This is a genomic window from Burkholderia sp. YIM B11467 (assembly GCF_052952715.1).
Genome location: NZ_JBQVSQ010000011.1, coordinates 143,729 through 161,126 on the forward strand (window position 1 = coordinate 143,729; position 17,398 = coordinate 161,126).

General features: G+C 67.4%; 16 protein-coding genes. 9 read left to right on the plus strand and 7 right to left on the minus strand.

Going from position 1 to position 17,398, the window contains the following annotated elements; genetic code table 11:
• The first annotated feature begins 19 nt into the window (after positions 1-19).
• The 4 genes from ACTRWB_RS30645 to ACTRWB_RS30660 all read left to right on the plus strand — a co-directional run bounded on the left by ACTRWB_RS30645 (position 20) and on the right by ACTRWB_RS30660 (position 4,147).
• Complete coding sequence (locus ACTRWB_RS30645; RefSeq protein ID WP_446904043.1) at positions 20-1,369, plus strand: reverse transcriptase family protein; 1,350 nt, start codon at positions 20-22, stop codon at positions 1,367-1,369.
• A 313-nt stretch (positions 1,370-1,682) separates the two neighbouring features.
• Positions 1,683-2,012, plus strand: coding sequence for an H-NS histone family protein (locus tag ACTRWB_RS30650; RefSeq protein WP_048248052.1), 330 nt, complete (start codon positions 1,683-1,685; stop codon positions 2,010-2,012).
• A 293-nt stretch (positions 2,013-2,305) separates the two neighbouring features.
• Positions 2,306-3,553, plus strand: coding sequence for an MFS transporter (locus ACTRWB_RS30655; RefSeq protein WP_412026045.1), 1,248 nt, complete (start codon positions 2,306-2,308; stop codon positions 3,551-3,553).
• Between the two features lie 36 nt (positions 3,554-3,589).
• On the plus strand, positions 3,590-4,147 hold the full coding sequence (locus tag ACTRWB_RS30660; protein ID WP_446904044.1) for an SLOG cluster 4 domain-containing protein: 558 nt from the start codon (positions 3,590-3,592) through the stop codon (positions 4,145-4,147).
• 89 nt (positions 4,148-4,236) lie between these two features.
• Here the strand turns inward: ACTRWB_RS30660 and ACTRWB_RS30665 are convergent, their stop codons facing one another.
• Both ACTRWB_RS30665 and ACTRWB_RS30670 read right to left on the minus strand, forming a co-directional pair.
• A complete protein-coding gene (locus ACTRWB_RS30665; RefSeq protein WP_446904045.1) occupies positions 4,237-5,346 on the minus strand; it encodes a polyamine ABC transporter substrate-binding protein in 1,110 nt (369 codons plus the stop codon).
• Between the two features lie 241 nt (positions 5,347-5,587).
• Complete coding sequence (locus tag ACTRWB_RS30670) at positions 5,588-5,809, minus strand: hypothetical protein (protein WP_080970893.1); 222 nt, start codon at positions 5,807-5,809, stop codon at positions 5,588-5,590.
• Between the two features lie 369 nt (positions 5,810-6,178).
• On the opposite strand from ACTRWB_RS30670, the gene ACTRWB_RS30675 reads away from it, so the two are divergent.
• The gene (locus ACTRWB_RS30675) at positions 6,179-6,649 is read left to right on the plus strand and encodes a GNAT family N-acetyltransferase (protein ID WP_446904046.1); all 471 of its coding nucleotides are present in this window, start codon (positions 6,179-6,181) and stop codon (positions 6,647-6,649) included.
• A gap of 13 nt (positions 6,650-6,662) precedes the next feature.
• Here ACTRWB_RS30675 and ACTRWB_RS30680 read toward each other — a convergent pair whose 3' ends face one another.
• Together ACTRWB_RS30680 and ACTRWB_RS30685 are read right to left on the minus strand one after the other, a co-directional pair.
• A complete protein-coding gene (locus ACTRWB_RS30680; RefSeq protein WP_446904047.1) occupies positions 6,663-7,487 on the minus strand; it encodes a lysozyme inhibitor LprI family protein in 825 nt (274 codons plus the stop codon).
• Between the two features lie 84 nt (positions 7,488-7,571).
• Entirely contained in the window at positions 7,572-8,549 is a 978-nt protein-coding gene (locus ACTRWB_RS30685) for a bifunctional helix-turn-helix transcriptional regulator/GNAT family N-acetyltransferase (protein WP_446904048.1), read from the minus strand.
• Between the two features lie 283 nt (positions 8,550-8,832).
• Here ACTRWB_RS30685 and ACTRWB_RS30690 point away from each other — a divergent pair, with 283 nt between their 5' ends.
• The gene (locus tag ACTRWB_RS30690) at positions 8,833-9,207 is read left to right on the plus strand and encodes a sugar ABC transporter ATPase (protein WP_193102424.1); all 375 of its coding nucleotides are present in this window, start codon (positions 8,833-8,835) and stop codon (positions 9,205-9,207) included.
• Between the two features lie 33 nt (positions 9,208-9,240).
• Here the strand turns inward: ACTRWB_RS30690 and ACTRWB_RS30695 are convergent, their stop codons facing one another.
• Together ACTRWB_RS30695 and ACTRWB_RS30700 are read right to left on the minus strand one after the other, a co-directional pair.
• The gene (locus ACTRWB_RS30695) at positions 9,241-10,008 is read right to left on the minus strand and encodes a DUF169 domain-containing protein (protein WP_446904049.1); all 768 of its coding nucleotides are present in this window, start codon (positions 10,006-10,008) and stop codon (positions 9,241-9,243) included.
• 70 nt (positions 10,009-10,078) lie between these two features.
• Complete coding sequence (locus tag ACTRWB_RS30700) at positions 10,079-12,514, minus strand: PEP-utilizing enzyme (protein ID WP_446904050.1); 2,436 nt, start codon at positions 12,512-12,514, stop codon at positions 10,079-10,081.
• A gap of 277 nt (positions 12,515-12,791) precedes the next feature.
• Here ACTRWB_RS30700 and ACTRWB_RS30705 point away from each other — a divergent pair, with 277 nt between their 5' ends.
• A complete protein-coding gene (locus ACTRWB_RS30705) occupies positions 12,792-13,181 on the plus strand; it encodes a surface-adhesin E family protein (RefSeq protein WP_446904051.1) in 390 nt (129 codons plus the stop codon).
• 30 nt (positions 13,182-13,211) lie between these two features.
• Here ACTRWB_RS30705 and ACTRWB_RS30710 read toward each other — a convergent pair whose 3' ends face one another.
• Positions 13,212-14,306, minus strand: coding sequence for an AraC family transcriptional regulator ligand-binding domain-containing protein (locus tag ACTRWB_RS30710; protein WP_446904052.1), 1,095 nt, complete (start codon positions 14,304-14,306; stop codon positions 13,212-13,214).
• Positions 14,307-14,557: 251 nt separating this feature from the next.
• On the opposite strand from ACTRWB_RS30710, the gene ACTRWB_RS30715 reads away from it, so the two are divergent.
• Together ACTRWB_RS30715 and ACTRWB_RS30720 are read left to right on the plus strand one after the other, a co-directional pair.
• Complete coding sequence (locus ACTRWB_RS30715; protein WP_446904053.1) at positions 14,558-15,949, plus strand: APC family permease; 1,392 nt, start codon at positions 14,558-14,560, stop codon at positions 15,947-15,949.
• Between the two features lie 50 nt (positions 15,950-15,999).
• On the plus strand, positions 16,000-17,397 hold the full coding sequence (locus tag ACTRWB_RS30720) for an aspartate aminotransferase family protein (RefSeq protein ID WP_129517662.1): 1,398 nt from the start codon (positions 16,000-16,002) through the stop codon (positions 17,395-17,397).
• Position 17,398 lies beyond the last annotated feature (1 nt).

Here is a 17,398-nt window from a genome sequence, read left to right on the forward strand (position 1 = left end):
GTCCCGCCCATCTCTGCCCATGCACTCATCCCTGCGCGATACCGTCCACGTGATTGCCGAAGCGATGCTGGCCGGTTCACCCGAACGCGGCGGTGTCGTCGCGCGGATCGCGGCCGTGCTCGGCGATGCGCCGGCCTGGGCGCACGAAGCCGCGGATGACGCGCTCGCGCGCTTCGGCACGAACTGGGCCGATGCCGGCGTCGACGCCGTTGCCGCGGTCGTAGCCGATACACCCGGGTTCGTGAGCGCATGGTACGGCGACCATCGGCCGACCGTGATCCGCGTCATGCGGCGGCCGCTGGTCCAGCGGCCGTTGCCGGCGCCGCTTGCCGGCTGCGACGTGCCGCAATGGGCGACGCCCGGCGATCTCGCCGGCTGGCTCGGCATGAGCGCGGCGGAACTCGACTGGCTGTCCGACCACTGGCGCGTCGATGCGCGCGACAGCGCCACGCCGCTGCATCACTACATGTACGTCGCGGTCGACAAGCGCAGCGGCGGCTGCCGCCTGGTGGAGATCCCGAAGGGGCGGCTGCGCGAAGCGCAACGCCGCATCCTGCACGGGCTGCTCGATCGCATTGCGCCGCACGGCGCCGTACACGGTTTCCGCAAGGGGCACGGGATCGTGTCGTTTGCGGCGCCGCACGCGGATCGCGATGTCGTGGTCCGCTTCGATCTCGCGGATTTCTTCGTGTCGGTGCGCGCCTCACGCGTCCATGCGTTGTTCGTGACGCTCGGGTATCCGGCCGAAGTCGCGCGCACGCTCACCGGGTTGTGCACCAATCGCGTGCCGTCGGCGCGGCTGCTCGCGCGGGACTTGCGCGACCGGTTCGACTGGATCGGCCGGCAGCGCTATCGCGAACGGCACCTGCCGCAGGGCGCGCCGACGTCGCCGGCGCTCGCGAACCTGAGCGCTTTCCGGTTCGACATGCGGCTTGCCGCGCTCGCGCGTTCGCTCGATGCGACCTACACGCGTTATGCCGACGATCTCGCGTTTTCGGGTGGCGGCGCGCTCGCGCGCGAAGTCGAACGGCTGCAGGTCAGGGTTGCCGCGATCGCGCTCGAGGAAGGCTTCGCGCTGCAATTGCGCAAGACGCGCGTGATGCGGCGCGGCACGCGGCAGCAACTGGCCGGCGTGGTGGTCAATCGTCATCCGAACCTGGCGCGCGATGAGTTCGATCTCCTGAAGGCCATCCTGACCAATTGCATCCGGCGCGGCCCGGCTTCGCAGAATCGCGACGCGCATCCGGATTTCCGCGCGCATCTCGCCGGGCGCGTCGCGCATGCGGCCGCGCTGAACGCGGCGCGCGGCGCAAAGCTGCGCGCGCTGCTCGACCGGATCGCGTGGGATGCCCACGGCGCCGACCGGTAAACCGCCGGCCCGCATCGACTCCGGCCCGCGACTCCTGCAATACGCCTGCTATCATTCGCGCCATGCCGCGCCAATGCCAGGTGCGGCGCAACACTTGCCGCAGTGGTTCGCCGCGCATCCGCATGCGGCGTGCCGCGCGCTGCCGGCCCAGCCCTGTCTGTCATTGACGCACGACGTCGTTTTTTGCGCGTTGCGCAAACCATGCCGGATCAGGCAAACGATTCACACATATGACAGCACCGATTCGCGGAACTTCGTGGTAGGTTCGCCCATCGGAGCTTTTTGCAAAAACATGCCCAGAGAGGATGAATACATGACCCAGGCCCTGCAGGAACTCGAAGCACAACTTCGGGACCTGAATATCAAGCTGTCGGATGCGAAGCAGAAGGAGAAGCAGGCCGCGCTCGCGGCATTCAAGGAACAGGTCGAGTTGTTGGGAATTTCGCAGCAGGAAGTGCTGAGCGCGCTCGGCTACATCGTCCAGCGAAAACGCAAGGCGCCTGCCAAGTACTACGACCCGACGACGGGCCGCTCGTGGTCGGGCCGCGGCCCGCGCCCGAAATGGCTCGAAGGCAAGGATCTCGACATGCTCGTCGTCGACCGCGAGGCCAAGGCCTGGTGGCCCGGGGACGATCAGGGCTGAAGCCGGCCGCGCCGCCAGGCCGCCCGGCGTTGTCCGGGCCGCGCAGGCGGGCCCGCCGGCAATACTTCGCCGGCACGCTGTCTTTCATCCGGTGTCCGGCCTGACCGCGACATCGCCGGCTTCGCCGCCGACACCGGATCGCCGCTTTCCCGTTCATTGCCCGCAGATTCCCGCTTGCCGTCCCGCAAGCGGGCGCCGACGCGCGCCCGGGTGGCCGCCGCCGGCACGTTCGCCGGCCCGTCGTGCGCGGGCACAGGCCTTAGAATGTCGCCGGACATTCGTGGCAGGACACCATGGCAGCAAACATGAAATCTTCGACGCTCGGCGGCCCGTCGGCCCCGCGCGTGGAGCAGGTCGGGCCGTACGCGTGGAAAGCGCTGGCCGGCTCGGCGATCGGCTATGCGATGGACGGCTTCGACCTGCTGATCCTCGGCTTCATGCTGCCGGCGATCACGGCGGCACTGCACCTGACGCCCGGGCAGGGCGGCGCGCTGGTCACGTGGACGCTGATCGGCGCCGTCGCGGGCGGGATCGTGTTCGGCGCGCTGAGCGACCGCTACGGGCGCGTGCGCGTGCTGACCTGGACGATCCTGCTGTTCGCGATCTTCACCGGCCTGTGCGCGTTCGCGCGCGGCTTCTGGGATCTGCTGGTCTACCGCACCATCGCCGGCATCGGGCTGGGCGGCGAGTTCGGGATCGGCATGGCGCTCGCGGCGGAAGCGTGGCCCGCCAGCAAGCGCGCACGCGTGTCGTGCTACGTCGCGCTCGGCTGGCAGGCCGGCGTGCTGCTGGCCGCGCTGCTGACGCCGTTCCTGCTGCTCCACATCGGCTGGCGCGGCATGTTCCTGGTGGGCGTGCTGCCCGCGCTGCTCGCGTGGGCGATGCGCAACAAGCTGCACGAGCCGGAAGCGTTCGTGCAGCGCGCGACGCAGCCGAAGTCCAACGCGTTCCGCATGCTGGTCGCGGACGGCCGCACCGCGCGCACGAGCCTCGGCATCGTGATCCTGTGTTCGGTCCAGAACTTCGGCTACTACGGGATCATGATCTGGCTGCCGACCTTCCTGTCGAAGCAGATGGGCTTCTCGCTGACGAAGTCGGGGCTGTGGACGGCGGCGACGGTCGTCGGGATGATGATCGGCGTGTGGGTGTTCGGGCAACTGGCCGACCGCATCGGGCGCAAGCCGACGTTCCTGCTGTACCAGCTCGGCTCGGTCGTGACGGTCATCGCGTATGCGCGGCTGTCGGACCCGACGGCGATGCTGTGGGCCGGCGCGCTGATGGGCATGTTCGTCAACGGGATGGTCGGCGGCTACGGGACGCTGATGTCCGAAGGCTATCCGACGGCCGCGCGCGCGACCGCGCAGAACGTGCTGTGGAACATCGGCCGCGCGGTCGGCGGCTTCGGTCCGGTCGCGGTCGGCGCGCTCGCCGCGCACTACTCGTTCCAGACGGCCATCGCGCTGCTCGCCGGCCTCTACGTGCTCGACATGGTCGCGACGCTGTTCCTGATTCCCGAGCTCAAGGGCATCGAGCTCGAATGAGTGCGGCGCGCCGCAACGACTTCACCGGAAACCACGATGCAACAGAAGAACAAGACGATCGGCGTGATGGGCTCGGGCAAGGAACCGTGGCTCGCGTTTTCGGAACCGCTGGGTGCGTGGCTCGCGCAGGCCGGGTTCAACCTGCTGACGGGCGGCGGGCAGGGCGTGATGCTGGCGGTCGCGCGCGCGTTCGCCGGCGTGCCCGGGCGGGCCGGCCGATCGATCGGCATCCTGCCGACGCAGGCCGATCCGCTCGCGGGCTTCGTGCCGCTCGACGGCTACCCGCATCCGTTCGTCGACATCCCGATTCTCACGCCGCTGCCGCGCCGCGAACCGGGCGCCGATCCGCAGATGATCAACCGCAACTACGTGAACGTGCTGAGCAGCGACCTGATCGTCGCGCTGCCGGGCGGGCCCGGCACGGCCGAGGAGATTTCGCTCGCGCAGCGCTGGCGCAAGCCGCTCGTCTGCTTCGGCCCGGACGGCGCGTTTCGGGAGCTTGCCGCCGGCGCGGTGTGCACATCGTCGCTCGATGACGTGATCCGGTTCGTGGAAGACGCGTTTGCGGCGGAGCCGGCGCAGGCGTTGCGATAGTTTGCGCGATCGATTTCGACCGTGTTCGTTGCGACGCGTGCCCGCGGCGCAAGCCGCCGCAGGCACGATCCAGCATCGCGGCGGCTTGCTCAGCGCCCGGTCTTCAACTGCGCCCACAGCCGGTTCTGCAACCGGCGAATCTCGGGCGACATCGGCTTGAGCAGCGTCATCTTGCTCAACACCTCGTCGGCCGGATACACCGACGGGTCGCGCGCGATCGCGGGCTTCACGTACTGGCGCGCAGCCTTGTTCGCGGTCGGATAGAACACCGCGTTGGTGATGCCCGCGTTGACCTTCGGGTCCTGCAGGTAGTTGATCCACTTCAGCGCGGCATCCCGGTTCGGCGCGTCCTTCGGGATCACCATCATGTCGAACCACAGCAGGCCGCCTTCCTTCGGATTCGCGAAGCGGATCTCGTACGGACGCTTCGCTTCGGCCGCGCGGCGGTGCGCGATGCCGACGTCGCCCGAGTAGCCGAGCGAGACACACAGGTCGTTGTTCGCGAGATCGTTGATGTAGCCCGACGAGTTGAACTGCGTGATGTACGGGCGCACCTTCTTGAGCACCTCGTACGCGGCGCGGTAGTCCGCCGGGTTCGTGCTGTTCGGATCCTTGCCCATGTACTGCAGCGTCGCGGCGAACACGTCGACGGCCTGGTCGAGGAACGATACGCCGCAGCTCTTCAGCTTCGCCATGTTGGCCGGATCGAACACCAGCGCCCAGCTGTCGGTGGGCGCCTTGTCGCCGAGCGCCTTCTTCACTGCCTGCACGTTGTAGCCGATGCCGTCGGTGCCGTATGCCCACGGCACGCCGTACTGGTTGCCCGGATCGGCGTCGGCGACCATCTTCATCAGCAGCGGATCGAGGTTCGACAGGTTCGGCAGCTTCGACTTGTCGAGCGGCTGGTAGACGCTCGCCTGGATCTGCTTGGCCATGTAGTTCGACGTCGGCACGACGATGTCGTAGCCGGAATTTCCCGACAGCAGTTTCGCCTGCAGCGTGTCGTCGCTGTCGTAGTTGTCGTAGCGGACGTGCAGGCCGGTCTGCTTCTGGAAGTTCGGGATCGTGTCCGGTGCGATGTAGTCGGACCAGTTGTAGATGTTCAGTTCGCCGGCCGCATGGGCGTTTGTGCTGGCGTAGGCGGCAACCGACATGACGGCGGCGGTTGCAATGGTGCGGCGAAGCGTTCGGATTCGCATGACAAGGTTTTCCATGGCGGTGCGCGTATCGATCCGCGATTCGCGGGTCGTTGCGCGACGGTTCTTCGGATGGAACGGGCGTGCACGACCGCCGCTCACACGAGCGCTGGCTGGGCACGACGATCAGGAGTCCGTTCGACCTTGCACCGGCTCGCGTGAAAACGAAGCGCGAGTTGATCCCTTCACCAGTCGGGCGACACGGCGGGCAGGTCGAACGGAAAACGGGAAAGGAGGCGGGGCGCTACGGCAGCAGCGACGCCACGTCGTCGGTATGGATCGCGACGGAGGCGCGCGCGGCGACGGCGTTGTGACGGCGCACGGAACGGCGGGACAGGATGGTGTAGATCGACAGAGGCAGGCGAGGACTTTGCCGGCCGTCACTGTCGTCGGCGGACGCGATCGCGGCGCGCAGGTTGCGCGCATCGCCTCGTCTCCACCGCACCAGCGGGCCACGGATTCTCACGATTACTCTCGACCGGGTTGTTGAAAGTATTGAACACCTGACGATACGCCAACGACTGCCGTTTCAATCTTCAGGCATCGCGATTGCCGCGCGGCGGCATCGGCTTCGTGACGCGGACTGAAAGCTTGGCATGCTGCGGAATCACCGAAGCATGACGCTCCTGTGAATCATCAGGTAAATCGCTGTAAGGATGTCTCCGGATTTTCCCTAGTGATTCGAATACCGATGAGTGCGTTCGGCGCGAGAAACCACGCTCCGCGAAATGGCGTGTCGGCGAGGGTTTTCCCGGGTCTTGATGCGTCGGAGGCGATGAGAATATTCGACGGTCTGCCGCCTGCACCGCTGTGCGGCGATTAACCGGGAGCGAACGTGTCCGCCTTTGAAATCCGAGCCGCGAACGAAGCCGACATACAGCGGATCTTCGATGTCCATCTGGATTCCGTCGCGCGATTGTGTGCCGGGGATTACTCGCGCGAGCAGATCGCCAGCTGGCTGGACGGGCGCACGCCGGCGATGTATCTCGATGCGATCCGGCGTCACGCGCTGTGGGTTGCCGAAGACAGCGACCTGCTCGGATTCGCGGAAACGGCCGGCGAAGAACTGACCAAGCTGTTCATTCGCGGCGATCGCGCGCGGCGTGGCACGGGGAAGGCGCTACTGGAGACCGCCGTGTCCGGTATCGCGCGAGCCGGATATGCCCGTGTGTATCTCGAGGCGACGACCAACGCAGTGCCGTTCTACGGCCGGCATGGTTTCGACGTGATCGGACGAGGGCACTTCTCCCACGGGAACAGCCCGATTCAGCTGGAAATCGTGAAGATGGAGAGACGGTTGTCGTGAGCATGCCGGCGCATCAATCGGCGCCGATCTTGTCTTCGGCGTACACGAGCTGCTGCAGGCGTGCGGCGGCCTCGTCGCGCATTTCGATCGCGATCTGCGGCTTTACGCCGGCAGGATCGGCTGCCGGGTGGAGCACGCTGATCAGCGGCGGCTGGGCAGCGACAAACGCCTGCCATTTCTGCGACGACATCCGCATCGCATCGCGCGATGTGCGCGGCAGGCGACGCTCGATCGCCTTCGTCGCGTCGTCGATGTCTTGCAGATACAGCGGCGTGGCCTGCGCCGCGCAGCGGCCCATTGCGTCGAGATCGACGAGTGCCGCACAGTGCGCGCGTTCGAAGCGCGCGCCGCGTTGCGGGACGGTTGCGACACGTTCGGGCTTTGTTTCGGTTGCCGGCGGAAGACGCCCGGTCATGCTGAAGCGGTGTGCGGCGCGATCCGATTCGAAGCGCTGCAGCGTCTGCGCGCGTCGCTGCGTCAGCCTCATCACATCGTTTGCATTCATCGGCGCATAGACGGTGCCGTGCGTCGTCGCGTAGACGGCATCGATCAGCTTCAGGTCGGCATCGCGGCGTGCGAGCCAGGCGCGCTGAGCGTGCAGCAGTGCCGGGCGGTCCGCGGCCGGCAGCGATGCCTGCAGCGCGCGATAGCTGGCATTGAGCCGCGCGTCCCATGCGCGGCCCGCGTCGCCGATGCATTCGTCCTGGCCGCCCGTCGATGCGTGCTCGGGGTCGTTCAGGCACAGCGTCATCTGCTGGTCGATCGGGTCGATGTCGGCTGCGGCGGCTGGCGCGGTGATCGCCGCGCAGAGCGTGAGGGCCGCGAGACGTTCGAACATGCGTTGCGTCCTTGTGTCGGCGAATCGGGAATGGTTCGTCGACAGACTATAGCGGCATTCGGAACGGACGCTGCCCGTTGACCATCAGCGGCCCGGCCCCGGACGGCTGAAGCGCTGTTCGACCACCTCGGTTCCCCAATGCGTGCCCGCGGATTCGCTGGTCAGCGCAAAGCCGAACGACTCGTACAGATGGCGCGCCGAATCCAGGCCCTTGAACGTCCACAGGTAGGTCTCGCGAAACCGCTGCGCGTCGACGAAGCGCATCGCTTGCGTCATGAGCTGGCGCCCGACGCCCGATCCGCGCAACGCATCGTTGACGATGAACCATCGCAGGTGGGCGACGCCGGTTGCCGGGTCTCCGTCGATCGCGAGCGACGCGAGCGTGCGTCCGTCTTCCTGGCAGAGCCAAAGCGCCTTGCCGTCGGCCGGCAACGTGCTCGCGAACTCGGCAAGCTCGGTCGCCACGCGCTTTTCGAAAAAAGCACCGAATCCCCAGTGCTCCGAATAAAAGCGTGCGTGCAGGCTCGCGATGTCGCCGATGCAGCCCGGTTGATAGCCTTCGCGAATCGGCGGCGCCTCGGGTGTCGCGGCGGGCGTCCTGGCCGCGTTGTCCTGCGCGAGCGCATCGGCATACAGCGCGAGGGAACGCAGCAGCGCCTGCTGGTCGGCGGGAATCATGCGACGCAACGCATTCGACACCTGATCCGTCGCGAACTTGTCGATTCTTTTCTGGAGCTTTTTCCCGTCGGCCGTCAGGTACAACTCGGTCGCACGTGCGTCGTCGCTCGACACGCGCCGCTCCACGACACCGGCCGCCTCGAGCCGGGCGAGTTGCCTGCTCGTGTTCGATTTGTCCAGCCGCAGGACATGGCCCAGATCCCTGGCGTTGATGCCGGGCGTCATCCCGATCTCGAGGATCGCGTGGACGGCCGACGGCGCCCAGTCGCTGTCGGCCAGCGTGGCGCGCATGAAGCCGAGCTCGCGGACCAGTTTGCGGGAGAAGTCGCGAAGCTCGAGGATGGTCGCCTCGCGAGGCTTGGCGGGAGCGTCGATGAGATCCATGGTTTGCCCGGAATGGTTGCGTATCGCAATCAATAATAGTTGCGATACGCAACTTGATCAAGGCGGATTTTCACGCGAACCGGTTGTTTCCGGCGGCGGCGTCGAAGCGGATTCAGGGGTCGGGACCAGCCGGCAGGGATCGGCGGTGAATGGTAGTGAAGCGGATGGCCGGGCGCCGTGAAGTGGTCGCATACTCGGCGCATCTGGCCGACCTGCAGGCAAGGGCCATCAGCCGACGTGATGCCGCGGTCTCGATTCGCTGCCACGGACCACGGAGATCACCATGAACAAGCTGTTGCCGATGACGATTGCGTTGCTGGCCGGATGCGGCATCAGCGCGGGAACGCTCCGCGCGGCCGGCAGCATGGATGCGCCGCCCTGCAGCGCGGCGAACGCGGCGGACCCGGGCGGCAACGCCGCGATGCCGGGCACGTCGGTCCGCAGCTTTTCGACCGCCGGGTGTTCGGGCGCGGTGTTGCAGGGCGAGCGGGCCACCGCGATGGTCAACGGCGACAAGGTCGAACTGCGGGACGGTATCGTCTATGTGAACGGCCGGTCGTACGGCGCGGTCACGCCCGCGCAGACGGTCGAATACGAGGCGGCGCACGACAGGCGCACGCTGAAGGTGGATGGCAAGATCCGCACGCCGCTGCGCTGAGGTCCGATTCCGGCGCGGGTCAATCGCGACGCATCATGTCGTTTTCGGGTAGCTGACTTCCATCCCCGCGCGAACGTCCTGCTGGATGCCGTACTGCGCGAACGGGTAGCGCAGCCCGTTCCGCGCCAGCGCCTCCATCCCGGTAATGGCTTGTTCCAGTGCATCGGGCGCCAAGGCCATCAGCATCTCGTCGTCGAGCACGCCGCCGTAGCGGCGCTCCGCGTAACACGGGATCGACAGGCTCGGCTGCCCGGTCGCCAGCGCGCGCCCCCACGAATCCGCGCATGCAGATTCGCCGACCACGCTCCAGTCGAAACGCTTGTACCCCGACCATTGCAGCCCGTTGATGAAGTACATCATCGCGCCGGGCGTCGCGTAGAACAGCGCGATGTCGGGCTCGATGCGGCCGGCCGCGAGCGGCGACACGACGAGCGCTTCGTACTTGCCGTCCGGCACGCAGTGCATCGCGGCCTGATGGGCACGCGAATCCTCCTGCGTTGCATACCAGACACCCGCCATCTGCTGCCCGGAGGTCCACTCGACATCTTTTGCGTGGCCGAGCCCGATGACCGACCGGCATTGCGCGCCGACCAGGTCGTCGGCGGTGATGCCGAGCGTGAAGCCGAGCCGCGCCGTCTGCCCGACGATCTGGTCGAGCGAATGGATCGCTGTCGGGCGGCGAATGCGCGGCACGGCTTCCATGTCCTCGCGCCGTTCGAACAGCTTCATCCCGAACGGGATGCTGCGCAGCTTGAGCAGCCGTTCGAGGTCCGCCGACAGTTTTGCGAGCGCTTCTTTCATGTGGGGTCTCCGGAATTCGCCGGACCAGTGTAGCGACCGCCGCCGTGCCGTTCAACACGACGGCGGGCGCTTACTCGACCAACGTCAGCCGGCCGTCGCTGAGCCGCACTTCGCGCCCGACCCAGGCCGCATCGACGCGCGGCAGCACCGCCGACGGCTTGCGCAGTTCGCGCAGCAGCGTCGCGCCGTGCGACAGCCGGCCGCCCATGCGTGCGATCACGGCACGCGCGGCCTGATACTGCGCGTGCCGGCCCGGGTCGAGCGTGTCTTCCAGCAGGATGTCGTGGCCGAGCACGCCCTGCGTGTGGCCCGGATAGATCATGAAGCCGGTTGCCTCGTCGGTGCCTTCGCCGCCGTCCTGCCAGAAGCTGCCGTTGCGTTCGCGGCGCTCGGGATGGGGGGCGAACCACGCATCGCGCTCGGCGGCCGGCATCGCGTGATGCAGGCGGAAGAACACGCGCATCAGGTTGTCGCGATACCACTCGCGCACCTGCAGATACCAGCCGCGCAGGCCGGGCGCGCCGAGCGCGTGGAGCATGCGGACCGGCAGCGGCCAGTCGGGAAACGCCTGCAGCGGCAGGTCCGTGGCCGCGGGCCGCGCGGTGCCCGGATCGGTTTCCCACGGCAGCCGGTGCGGGCTGTCGTCGAGTTGGCCGTAGACGGTGGGCGGGCGTCCCCACAGCGCGCCGCCGCTGCTGGCCAGCGATGCCGCGATGCACAGGTTGCCCTGCACGACGAATACGTAGAAGCGCGTGAACCAGTCGGCCAGTTGCTGGCCGTCGGCGCGTTGTTCGACGAGCGTCGCGAGTTCCCGGTCGAAGCGCTCCAAGCCGCGCTCGAGCGTCGGCAGGTGCCCGCGCGCGACGCGCAGCATGCGCCAGAACACCGGCAGCGAACGCAGCAGGCGCAGCGGGCGCCAGCGCAGCGGCGGCGTCGCGCCGCCGATCTCGCCGCTGTAGTTGCCGGCCGATACGCCCCAGTCGGCCAGGCGCGCGAGGAACAGGTCGTTGTTGATGTACGACGCGCCGCCATAGAGCGCGGTGAACGGTTCGTTGTCGCGCAGCACGCGCGCATCCCAGCGCGCCATGATGGCCGGGATGCTGCCGGCCGCGCGGCGTTGCGCATACTCGACCAGCCGGCTCGGCTGCGGCGGCAGGATCTCGGCGATGTTGGCCGAGGTCAGGTGCCGGTGCCAGCCGTAGCTGCTGATCGGGCGGTACTGCAGCAGCCACAGTTGCGTGCCGTCCCACGCCCATTCGACATCGCCCGGCACGTAATGGAACGCGCGCAGCACGCGTTGCAGGAAGGCCCACAGCTGCTGTGCGGTCAGGCCGTGCGCGGTCGGGAACGTGCCGCTCTGCCAGGGCTCGCCGAGCCGCGACAGGATCGCGCGCTGCGGGCTCGCCTGCCCGTCGGCGAGCGTTTCGAGGTGGCCCTGCACCCATTCCACTTCGACCGCGAGATGGCGCATGAACGCGATGCCGGACAGCACCGGCGTGATGAAGCGCTGCACGACCGCTTCCTCGAGGCCGCCGTCGAGCAGTTCGGCCACGCGCGCGGCCGCCTGCGACGCAGGTTCGCGCAGGAACGTGGTGTGCAGGCCGGCATTGGCCGCATCGGCCTGGTCTTCACCATGACTCGACGAGCGGATCGCCCACACGGCGTCGGGCTGGCTCGCGAGAAAGCCGGGCAGGCGCGGGTCGTCGGCGCGGGTCAACGAAAGCGCGGGCGGCACGGGCAGCCCGGCCATCGTGGCCAGCGCGAGGCGCCCGCCTTTCGTGTGTGCGACGAAGCCGGCATCGCCTGCTTCGAGCCACTGCGCGAACGCCGCCGGCGCGTCGATCCACGGATAGTGTCCCCAGCCGGCCTGCAGCGTGACGGTGAGGTCGGCGCGCGCGAGGATGGCCGACCACGCGGCGGCCTGGCGCACGCCGAGCACGTTGTCCTGATCGCCCCACACGAGTTCGATGCGATCGGTGACCCATTCGAGCAGCGGCAGCGCGGTATCGGCGCGCACGAGATCCCAGTGCGGCAGGAACGCGCGGCAGCGTGCATAGCCGGCGCCCATGCGGCGATACTGCGCGGGTGTCCACGTCTGGTTCGAGAACTTGCGTGCAAACAGCGTCGGGTAGTGCGCGAGCAGCCAGTGGATGGTCTTGCGCAGCGGCTTCGGCGCCATCAGCTTCGGCAGGCGTCGCTCCCACAGAAACGCACCGACGGGCGCGAGCAGCACGCTGCGGCTGAAGTGGCCGGGGCGCCGCTGCAACGCGTGCAGCACCAGCAGCGCATTCACGCCGACCGCCATGATCGCGTGGCCCGGCTCGGTCGCCTCCAGCAACGCTTGCGCGTAGGCGGCGAGGTCTTCGCAGGGCGGCGCGGGATGGTCGCCGAAGCCCGGCAGTTCCAGCGGCACGGGCCGGTAGTGCCGGAAGTGGGGCAGCGCATCGTCCCACCAGTCGGCCGCGCTGCCGTTGCCGGCGAGGAGGTACAGGATCGGTTTGCTCATGGATGCTTCGTCGGTCGACGAGCGTCGCGGCGACGTTCGCCCGGGCAGGCGACGACGTCGATCGCCGCCGCGGTTACCGATGATTGCGCTGCGTCGTTGCGAGTCGTATCGACCGCATCGGCTGACGCGTCTCGGGTGGAATCGGCAAGCGGCCGCGGCCCCGTTCTGGTTGATTTGATGCGCGCATTCTACGCGAGTCGATTCGCCTGCATGACGCGTAAGCGAAGAACGTAGAATCACGCCATCGGAATTCCCCGGCAAGACTCAAGGAACGAAAATGAAAAGAAGCGCGCTCGCGGGTGCCGTGCTTGCATTCATGATCAACGGGGCGTGTGCCGCGAACTGGACCACGCTCATCGAAGGGTCGACCACAGCCGTCTATGTCGACACATCTTCCGTCGTTCACGACAAGAGCCTGACCCGGACCCGGGTCAGGGTGGTCTTCGGCGATCCCCAGCCCTATTCGGCGCCGTTTCCGACGAAGAGCATGGTGTCCCTGTGGTCGTTCAATTGCGCCGACAAGACCTGGTCTATGGGCGAGACGACGATGGTTGGAACAGCGCCCGGCGAGGTGAGCGTGTCTCCGGAATACCCGGACGACTACGACAATGTCGTGCCCGATTCCATGCAGAAACTCGTGATGGATTACGTGTGCAAGAAGTCGTGATGCCGGTCATGCAGCCGTAACCGGTCCGCTTCACGCGTCGACGTCCGCGTCGGCGCGCGGCGTCTTGCCCGTCCAGCGCCGATACGCGTGACGGAAGCTGCGCGGCTCGCTGTAGCCGAGACGTTCGGCGATCGCCGCAACCGTCAGCGTGTGATCGTCGAGCATCCGTACTGCTTCGTCGTGACGCACTTCATCGAGCAGCGACTGGAACGTGATGCCGTCCTTGTCGAGCCGCCTGCGCAGCGTGCGCTCCGTCAGGTGCAGTGCGTTCGCGAGCGCCGTCATCGACTTGAAGCGTGCGAGGTCGCGTGCCATCAGCTCCTTCGCGCGATCGGCAAAGCGCGTGCCGACCGACGCGGCCCACTGCCGTTCGAGCGCCTCGCACTGGCCGTGCAGCGCATTGAAGCTGACTTCGTTCGCGAGACGCGGCGCTTCCGTGCCGTTCACGGACGTGAACACGAGACGGTTGTCGCCCGCATTGAATGCGACCTTGCAGCCGAAGTGGCGCGCGTAATCGGCCGCGTTGCGCGGCGTGCGGCGCGCGAGCTGCAGCTGTTCGGGCCAGACCGGCTTGCCGACCAGATCGGACACGATCAGGCGCAGGCTCGACAGGCACATGTCCACCTGAAACACCTCGAGATCGGGCTCGCCGTTGTAGCGGCCGATCGTCACGCTCATGCCGTCCGCGTGCGCGTCGATACGCACGTCGAAATACAGCCCCATGAACAGCGGAAACTGGCTCATGCAGCGGAACGCCTGCATCACGGAGCCGCTGATCAGCATCGCGTAACCGGCGAGGCCGAGCGTCGACACGTGCAGCCGCGCGCCGATCGACAGCCCGATCGACGGCACGCCGCTGCAGCGCAGCAGGTTGCTGAAACAGCGCTGCTCCTGGCCGCGATTCACGTGCAGGTTCGGCGATGCGACTTCGTCCGCGCCGAGCCCCGTGCCTTCGAGCAGCGCGGCGCCGTCGATGTGCCGCACGCGGCACTCGTCCAGCGCGACCGCGATCGCATGGACAGTGGCGGGAATGTCCTCCTGGCGTCCGGCCGGACGCGCGAGGCCGAGTGACGAACGCAGGCTGCGCTCGGCCCTGCTCTGGTTTCGATGTGACCTGCTATCCATGGGGCTGACGGGGCGACGGGTTCGCGTAGAACATAGCCGGAATGTCCGCGAAACGCCAGTGCGGCGCAGCATCCGTGACGACCGGCCGGCGCGACGCACGGCAATGCGTCCGGAAATATCCCCCGATTACGTCCGCTTTTCTCATTCGTCCTCGATTTTTTGGCGCACCACACTTTCTTCGAATCGTGACACGCCGGCCGTGCCGCGCGAACGAGCGTTGAAGTCATGGAAGCCACCCACGTGAGGACAGCATGGACAACGACAGGCCAGGTCGATCCGCATCAGTCGCCGCGATGAATGACATCGGGCCGCGCATGCATCGAGACGACGCGGACGGACGCCGCAAGCCGCATCTGCTCGGACTCTCGACGCTGGTGATCTTCGGCCTCGCGTACATGTTGCCGATGACGGTGTTCACGACCTACGGGCTCGTCACGAGCGAAACGAACGGGCATCTGACGGCCGCGTATGCGGTCACGCTGATCGCGATGCTGTTCACCGCGCGCAGCTACGGCCACATGGCGCGGCTGATGCCGAGCGCCGGGTCCGCCTATACGTTCGCGAGCCGCAACTTCGGCACGTCGACCGGCTTCATGGTCGGCTGGGCGCTGCTGATGGACTACCTGTTCATCCCGATGATCAGCTACCTCGCGATCGGCATCTACATGAAGCAGCTGTTTCCGATGGTGCCGGCCAGCGTGTGGATCGTCGGGAGCATCGTGCTGATCACCGGGCTGAACATCGTCGGCATCCGGCTCGTCAATCGCGTGAACCTCATTCTGATCGCGAGCCAGCTCGTGTTCATCGCGATCTTCGTGATCGCATCGGCGCAGGTCGCGGTCGGCGAAGGGCTGTCGCTGGCGGTTGCGTTGCCGACGTCCGGCGATGCGCACGCGATCTTCGCCGGGTCCGCGATCCTGTGCCTGTCGTTTCTCGGCTTCGATGCGGTCACCACGCTGTCGGAGGAAACGCGCGAGCCGCGGCGCACGGTGCCGCGCGCGATCCTGCTCTGCACGCTGGCGAGCGGCCTGCTGTTCATGCTGATCGCGTATGCCGGGCAAGTGGTGTTCCCCGACTGGCACGCGTTCAAGGATCTCGATTCGGCCAGCCTCGAACTGATGCGGCGCATCGGCGGCGGCACGCTGTCGGCGTTCTTCGTCGCGGTGTACGTGGCCGGCTGCTTCGCGAGCGCGATGGCCGGGCAGGCCAGCGTGACGCGCGTGCTGTTCGCGATGGGCCGAGACCGCGTGTTGCCCGAGCGCGTGTTCGGTCACCTGCATGCGCGGCTGCGCACGCCGGTGCGCGCGACGCTCGCGGTCGGCGTCGTGTCGCTGTCCGCGCTGTTCATCACGCTCGATCTTGCGTCGACGATGATCAGCTTCGGCGCGCTCGTCGCGTTCGCGATCGTGAACCTGTGCGTGATGCGCAGTTATCTGAGCCGGCCCGAGCACCGTCATGTCGCGGGCTGGATCGCGTTCGGCGTGATGCCGGCGATTGGCTTCGCGATGAACGTGTGGCTCTGGTCGGGACTGTCGCGCCAGACGTTCTACGTCGGCATCGGCTGGCTCGTGCTCGGACTCTGCCAGCTCGTGTGGCTGACGCGCGGCTTCACGCGCCCGGCGCCGACGCTGTCGATGAATTGAATGGCTGGCCGCGCGATGCCGGCCTTGAAACCCTGAAGGAGGAATGATCCATGAACGCTGTTGACGTCAATCTCGATGCGGACCTGCAGGCGCTCGGCAAGCGCCACCTGCTGATGCACTTCACGCATGCCGATGCGTATCGCGACCACGCGCTGACCGTGTTCGACCGCGGCGAAGGCTGCTGGCTCGTCGACCGCAACGGCAAGCGCTATTTCGATGCGCTGGCCGGGCTGTACTGCGTGCAGGTCGGCTACAGCCACGGTGCGGAGATCGGCGACGCGATCCGCGAGCAGATGGTGCGGCTGCCCTTTGCGACCAACTGGGGCTATGGCCACGAGCCGGCGATCCGGCTCGCGCACAAGCTCGCGGCGCTCGCGCCGGAAGGCCTGAACCGCGTGTTCTTCACGTCGAGCGGCTCGGAGTCGAACGAAGCGGCGATCAAGCTGGTGCGCCAGTATCACCAGTCGCGCGGCGAGCCGCAGCGGCGCAAGTTCATCGCGCGTCGCGTCGCGTATCACGGCACGTCGTTCGGCGCGCTCGCGCTGAACGGGATGACCAACTTCCGCAAGCATTTCGAGCCGCTGATGTCGGGTGTGCGGCACGTGGGCAACACCAAGCGCTACGGCCGCCCGGCAGGCGAGACCGAAGCGCAGTTCACGCGCCACCTGCTTGACGAGATCGAATCGCTGATCGTGCAGGAAGGGCCCGATACGGTGGCCGCGATCGTCGTCGAGCCGCTGCAGAACGCGGGCGGCAGCCTGACGCCGCCGGCCGGCTACGCGGCCGGGCTGCGCGACATCTGCGACCGGCACGGCGTGCTGCTCGTCGCCGACGAAGTGATCTGCGGGTTCGGCCGGCTCGGCGAATATTTCGGCTCGGCGCGCTATGGGCTCAAGCCGGACATCATCACGTTCGCGAAAGGCATCGCGTCGGGCTACGTGCCGCTCGGCGGCGTGATCGCGAGCGACGCGGTGGTCGATACGGTGCTCGACGGGCCGCAGCAGATGTTCCTGCACGGCGCGACGTACGGCGGCCATCCGGTTGCATGCACGGCCGCGCTCGCGAACCTCGCGATCATGGAGCGCGAAGGCGTGCTCGCGAACGTCCGCGACAACGAAGCGGTGTTCCGCCAGACGCTCGACGGGCTGCTCGAACTGCCGTGCGTCGGCGACGTGCGCGGCGATGGTTACCACTACTCGCTCGAACTCGTGACCGACAAGGCCGCGCGCCGCTGGGCGGCCGGCATCAGCGCGCAGGCGTTCGTGTCGACGCTGCTCGCGCCCGCGATCTTCGACGCGGGGCTGCTGTGCCGCGCGGGCGTCGATCACGAAGGCACGCCGATCGTGCAGTTTTCGCCGCCGCTCGTGATGTCGCGCGACGAGATCGTGTGGTTCGTCGCGCAGATTCGCGACATCCTCGTCGATACCTTTGCGCGAGCGACGCGCTGAG

Excerpts from the sequence above, each read along its gene's own strand:
- ACTRWB_RS30645 (WP_446904043.1), top strand. The coding sequence starts at position 20 with ATGCACTCATCCCTGCGCGATACCGTCCACGTGATTGCCGAAGCGATG.
- ACTRWB_RS30650 (WP_048248052.1), top strand. The coding sequence starts at position 1,683 with ATGACCCAGGCCCTGCAGGAACTCGAAGCACAACTTCGGGACCTGAAT.
- ACTRWB_RS30655 (WP_412026045.1), top strand. The coding sequence starts at position 2,306 with ATGGCAGCAAACATGAAATCTTCGACGCTCGGCGGCCCGTCGGCCCCG.
- ACTRWB_RS30660 (WP_446904044.1), top strand. The coding sequence starts at position 3,590 with ATGCAACAGAAGAACAAGACGATCGGCGTGATGGGCTCGGGCAAGGAA.
- ACTRWB_RS30665 (WP_446904045.1), bottom strand. The coding sequence starts at position 5,346 with ATGCGAATCCGAACGCTTCGCCGCACCATTGCAACCGCCGCCGTCATG.
- ACTRWB_RS30680 (WP_446904047.1), bottom strand. The coding sequence starts at position 7,487 with ATGTTCGAACGTCTCGCGGCCCTCACGCTCTGCGCGGCGATCACCGCG.
- ACTRWB_RS30685 (WP_446904048.1), bottom strand. The coding sequence starts at position 8,549 with ATGGATCTCATCGACGCTCCCGCCAAGCCTCGCGAGGCGACCATCCTC.
- ACTRWB_RS30690 (WP_193102424.1), top strand. The coding sequence starts at position 8,833 with ATGAACAAGCTGTTGCCGATGACGATTGCGTTGCTGGCCGGATGCGGC.
- ACTRWB_RS30695 (WP_446904049.1), bottom strand. The coding sequence starts at position 10,008 with ATGAAAGAAGCGCTCGCAAAACTGTCGGCGGACCTCGAACGGCTGCTC.
- ACTRWB_RS30700 (WP_446904050.1), bottom strand. The coding sequence starts at position 12,514 with ATGAGCAAACCGATCCTGTACCTCCTCGCCGGCAACGGCAGCGCGGCC.
- ACTRWB_RS30705 (WP_446904051.1), top strand. The coding sequence starts at position 12,792 with ATGAAAAGAAGCGCGCTCGCGGGTGCCGTGCTTGCATTCATGATCAAC.
- ACTRWB_RS30710 (WP_446904052.1), bottom strand. The coding sequence starts at position 14,306 with ATGGATAGCAGGTCACATCGAAACCAGAGCAGGGCCGAGCGCAGCCTG.
- ACTRWB_RS30715 (WP_446904053.1), top strand. The coding sequence starts at position 14,558 with ATGGACAACGACAGGCCAGGTCGATCCGCATCAGTCGCCGCGATGAAT.
- ACTRWB_RS30720 (WP_129517662.1), top strand. The coding sequence starts at position 16,000 with ATGAACGCTGTTGACGTCAATCTCGATGCGGACCTGCAGGCGCTCGGC.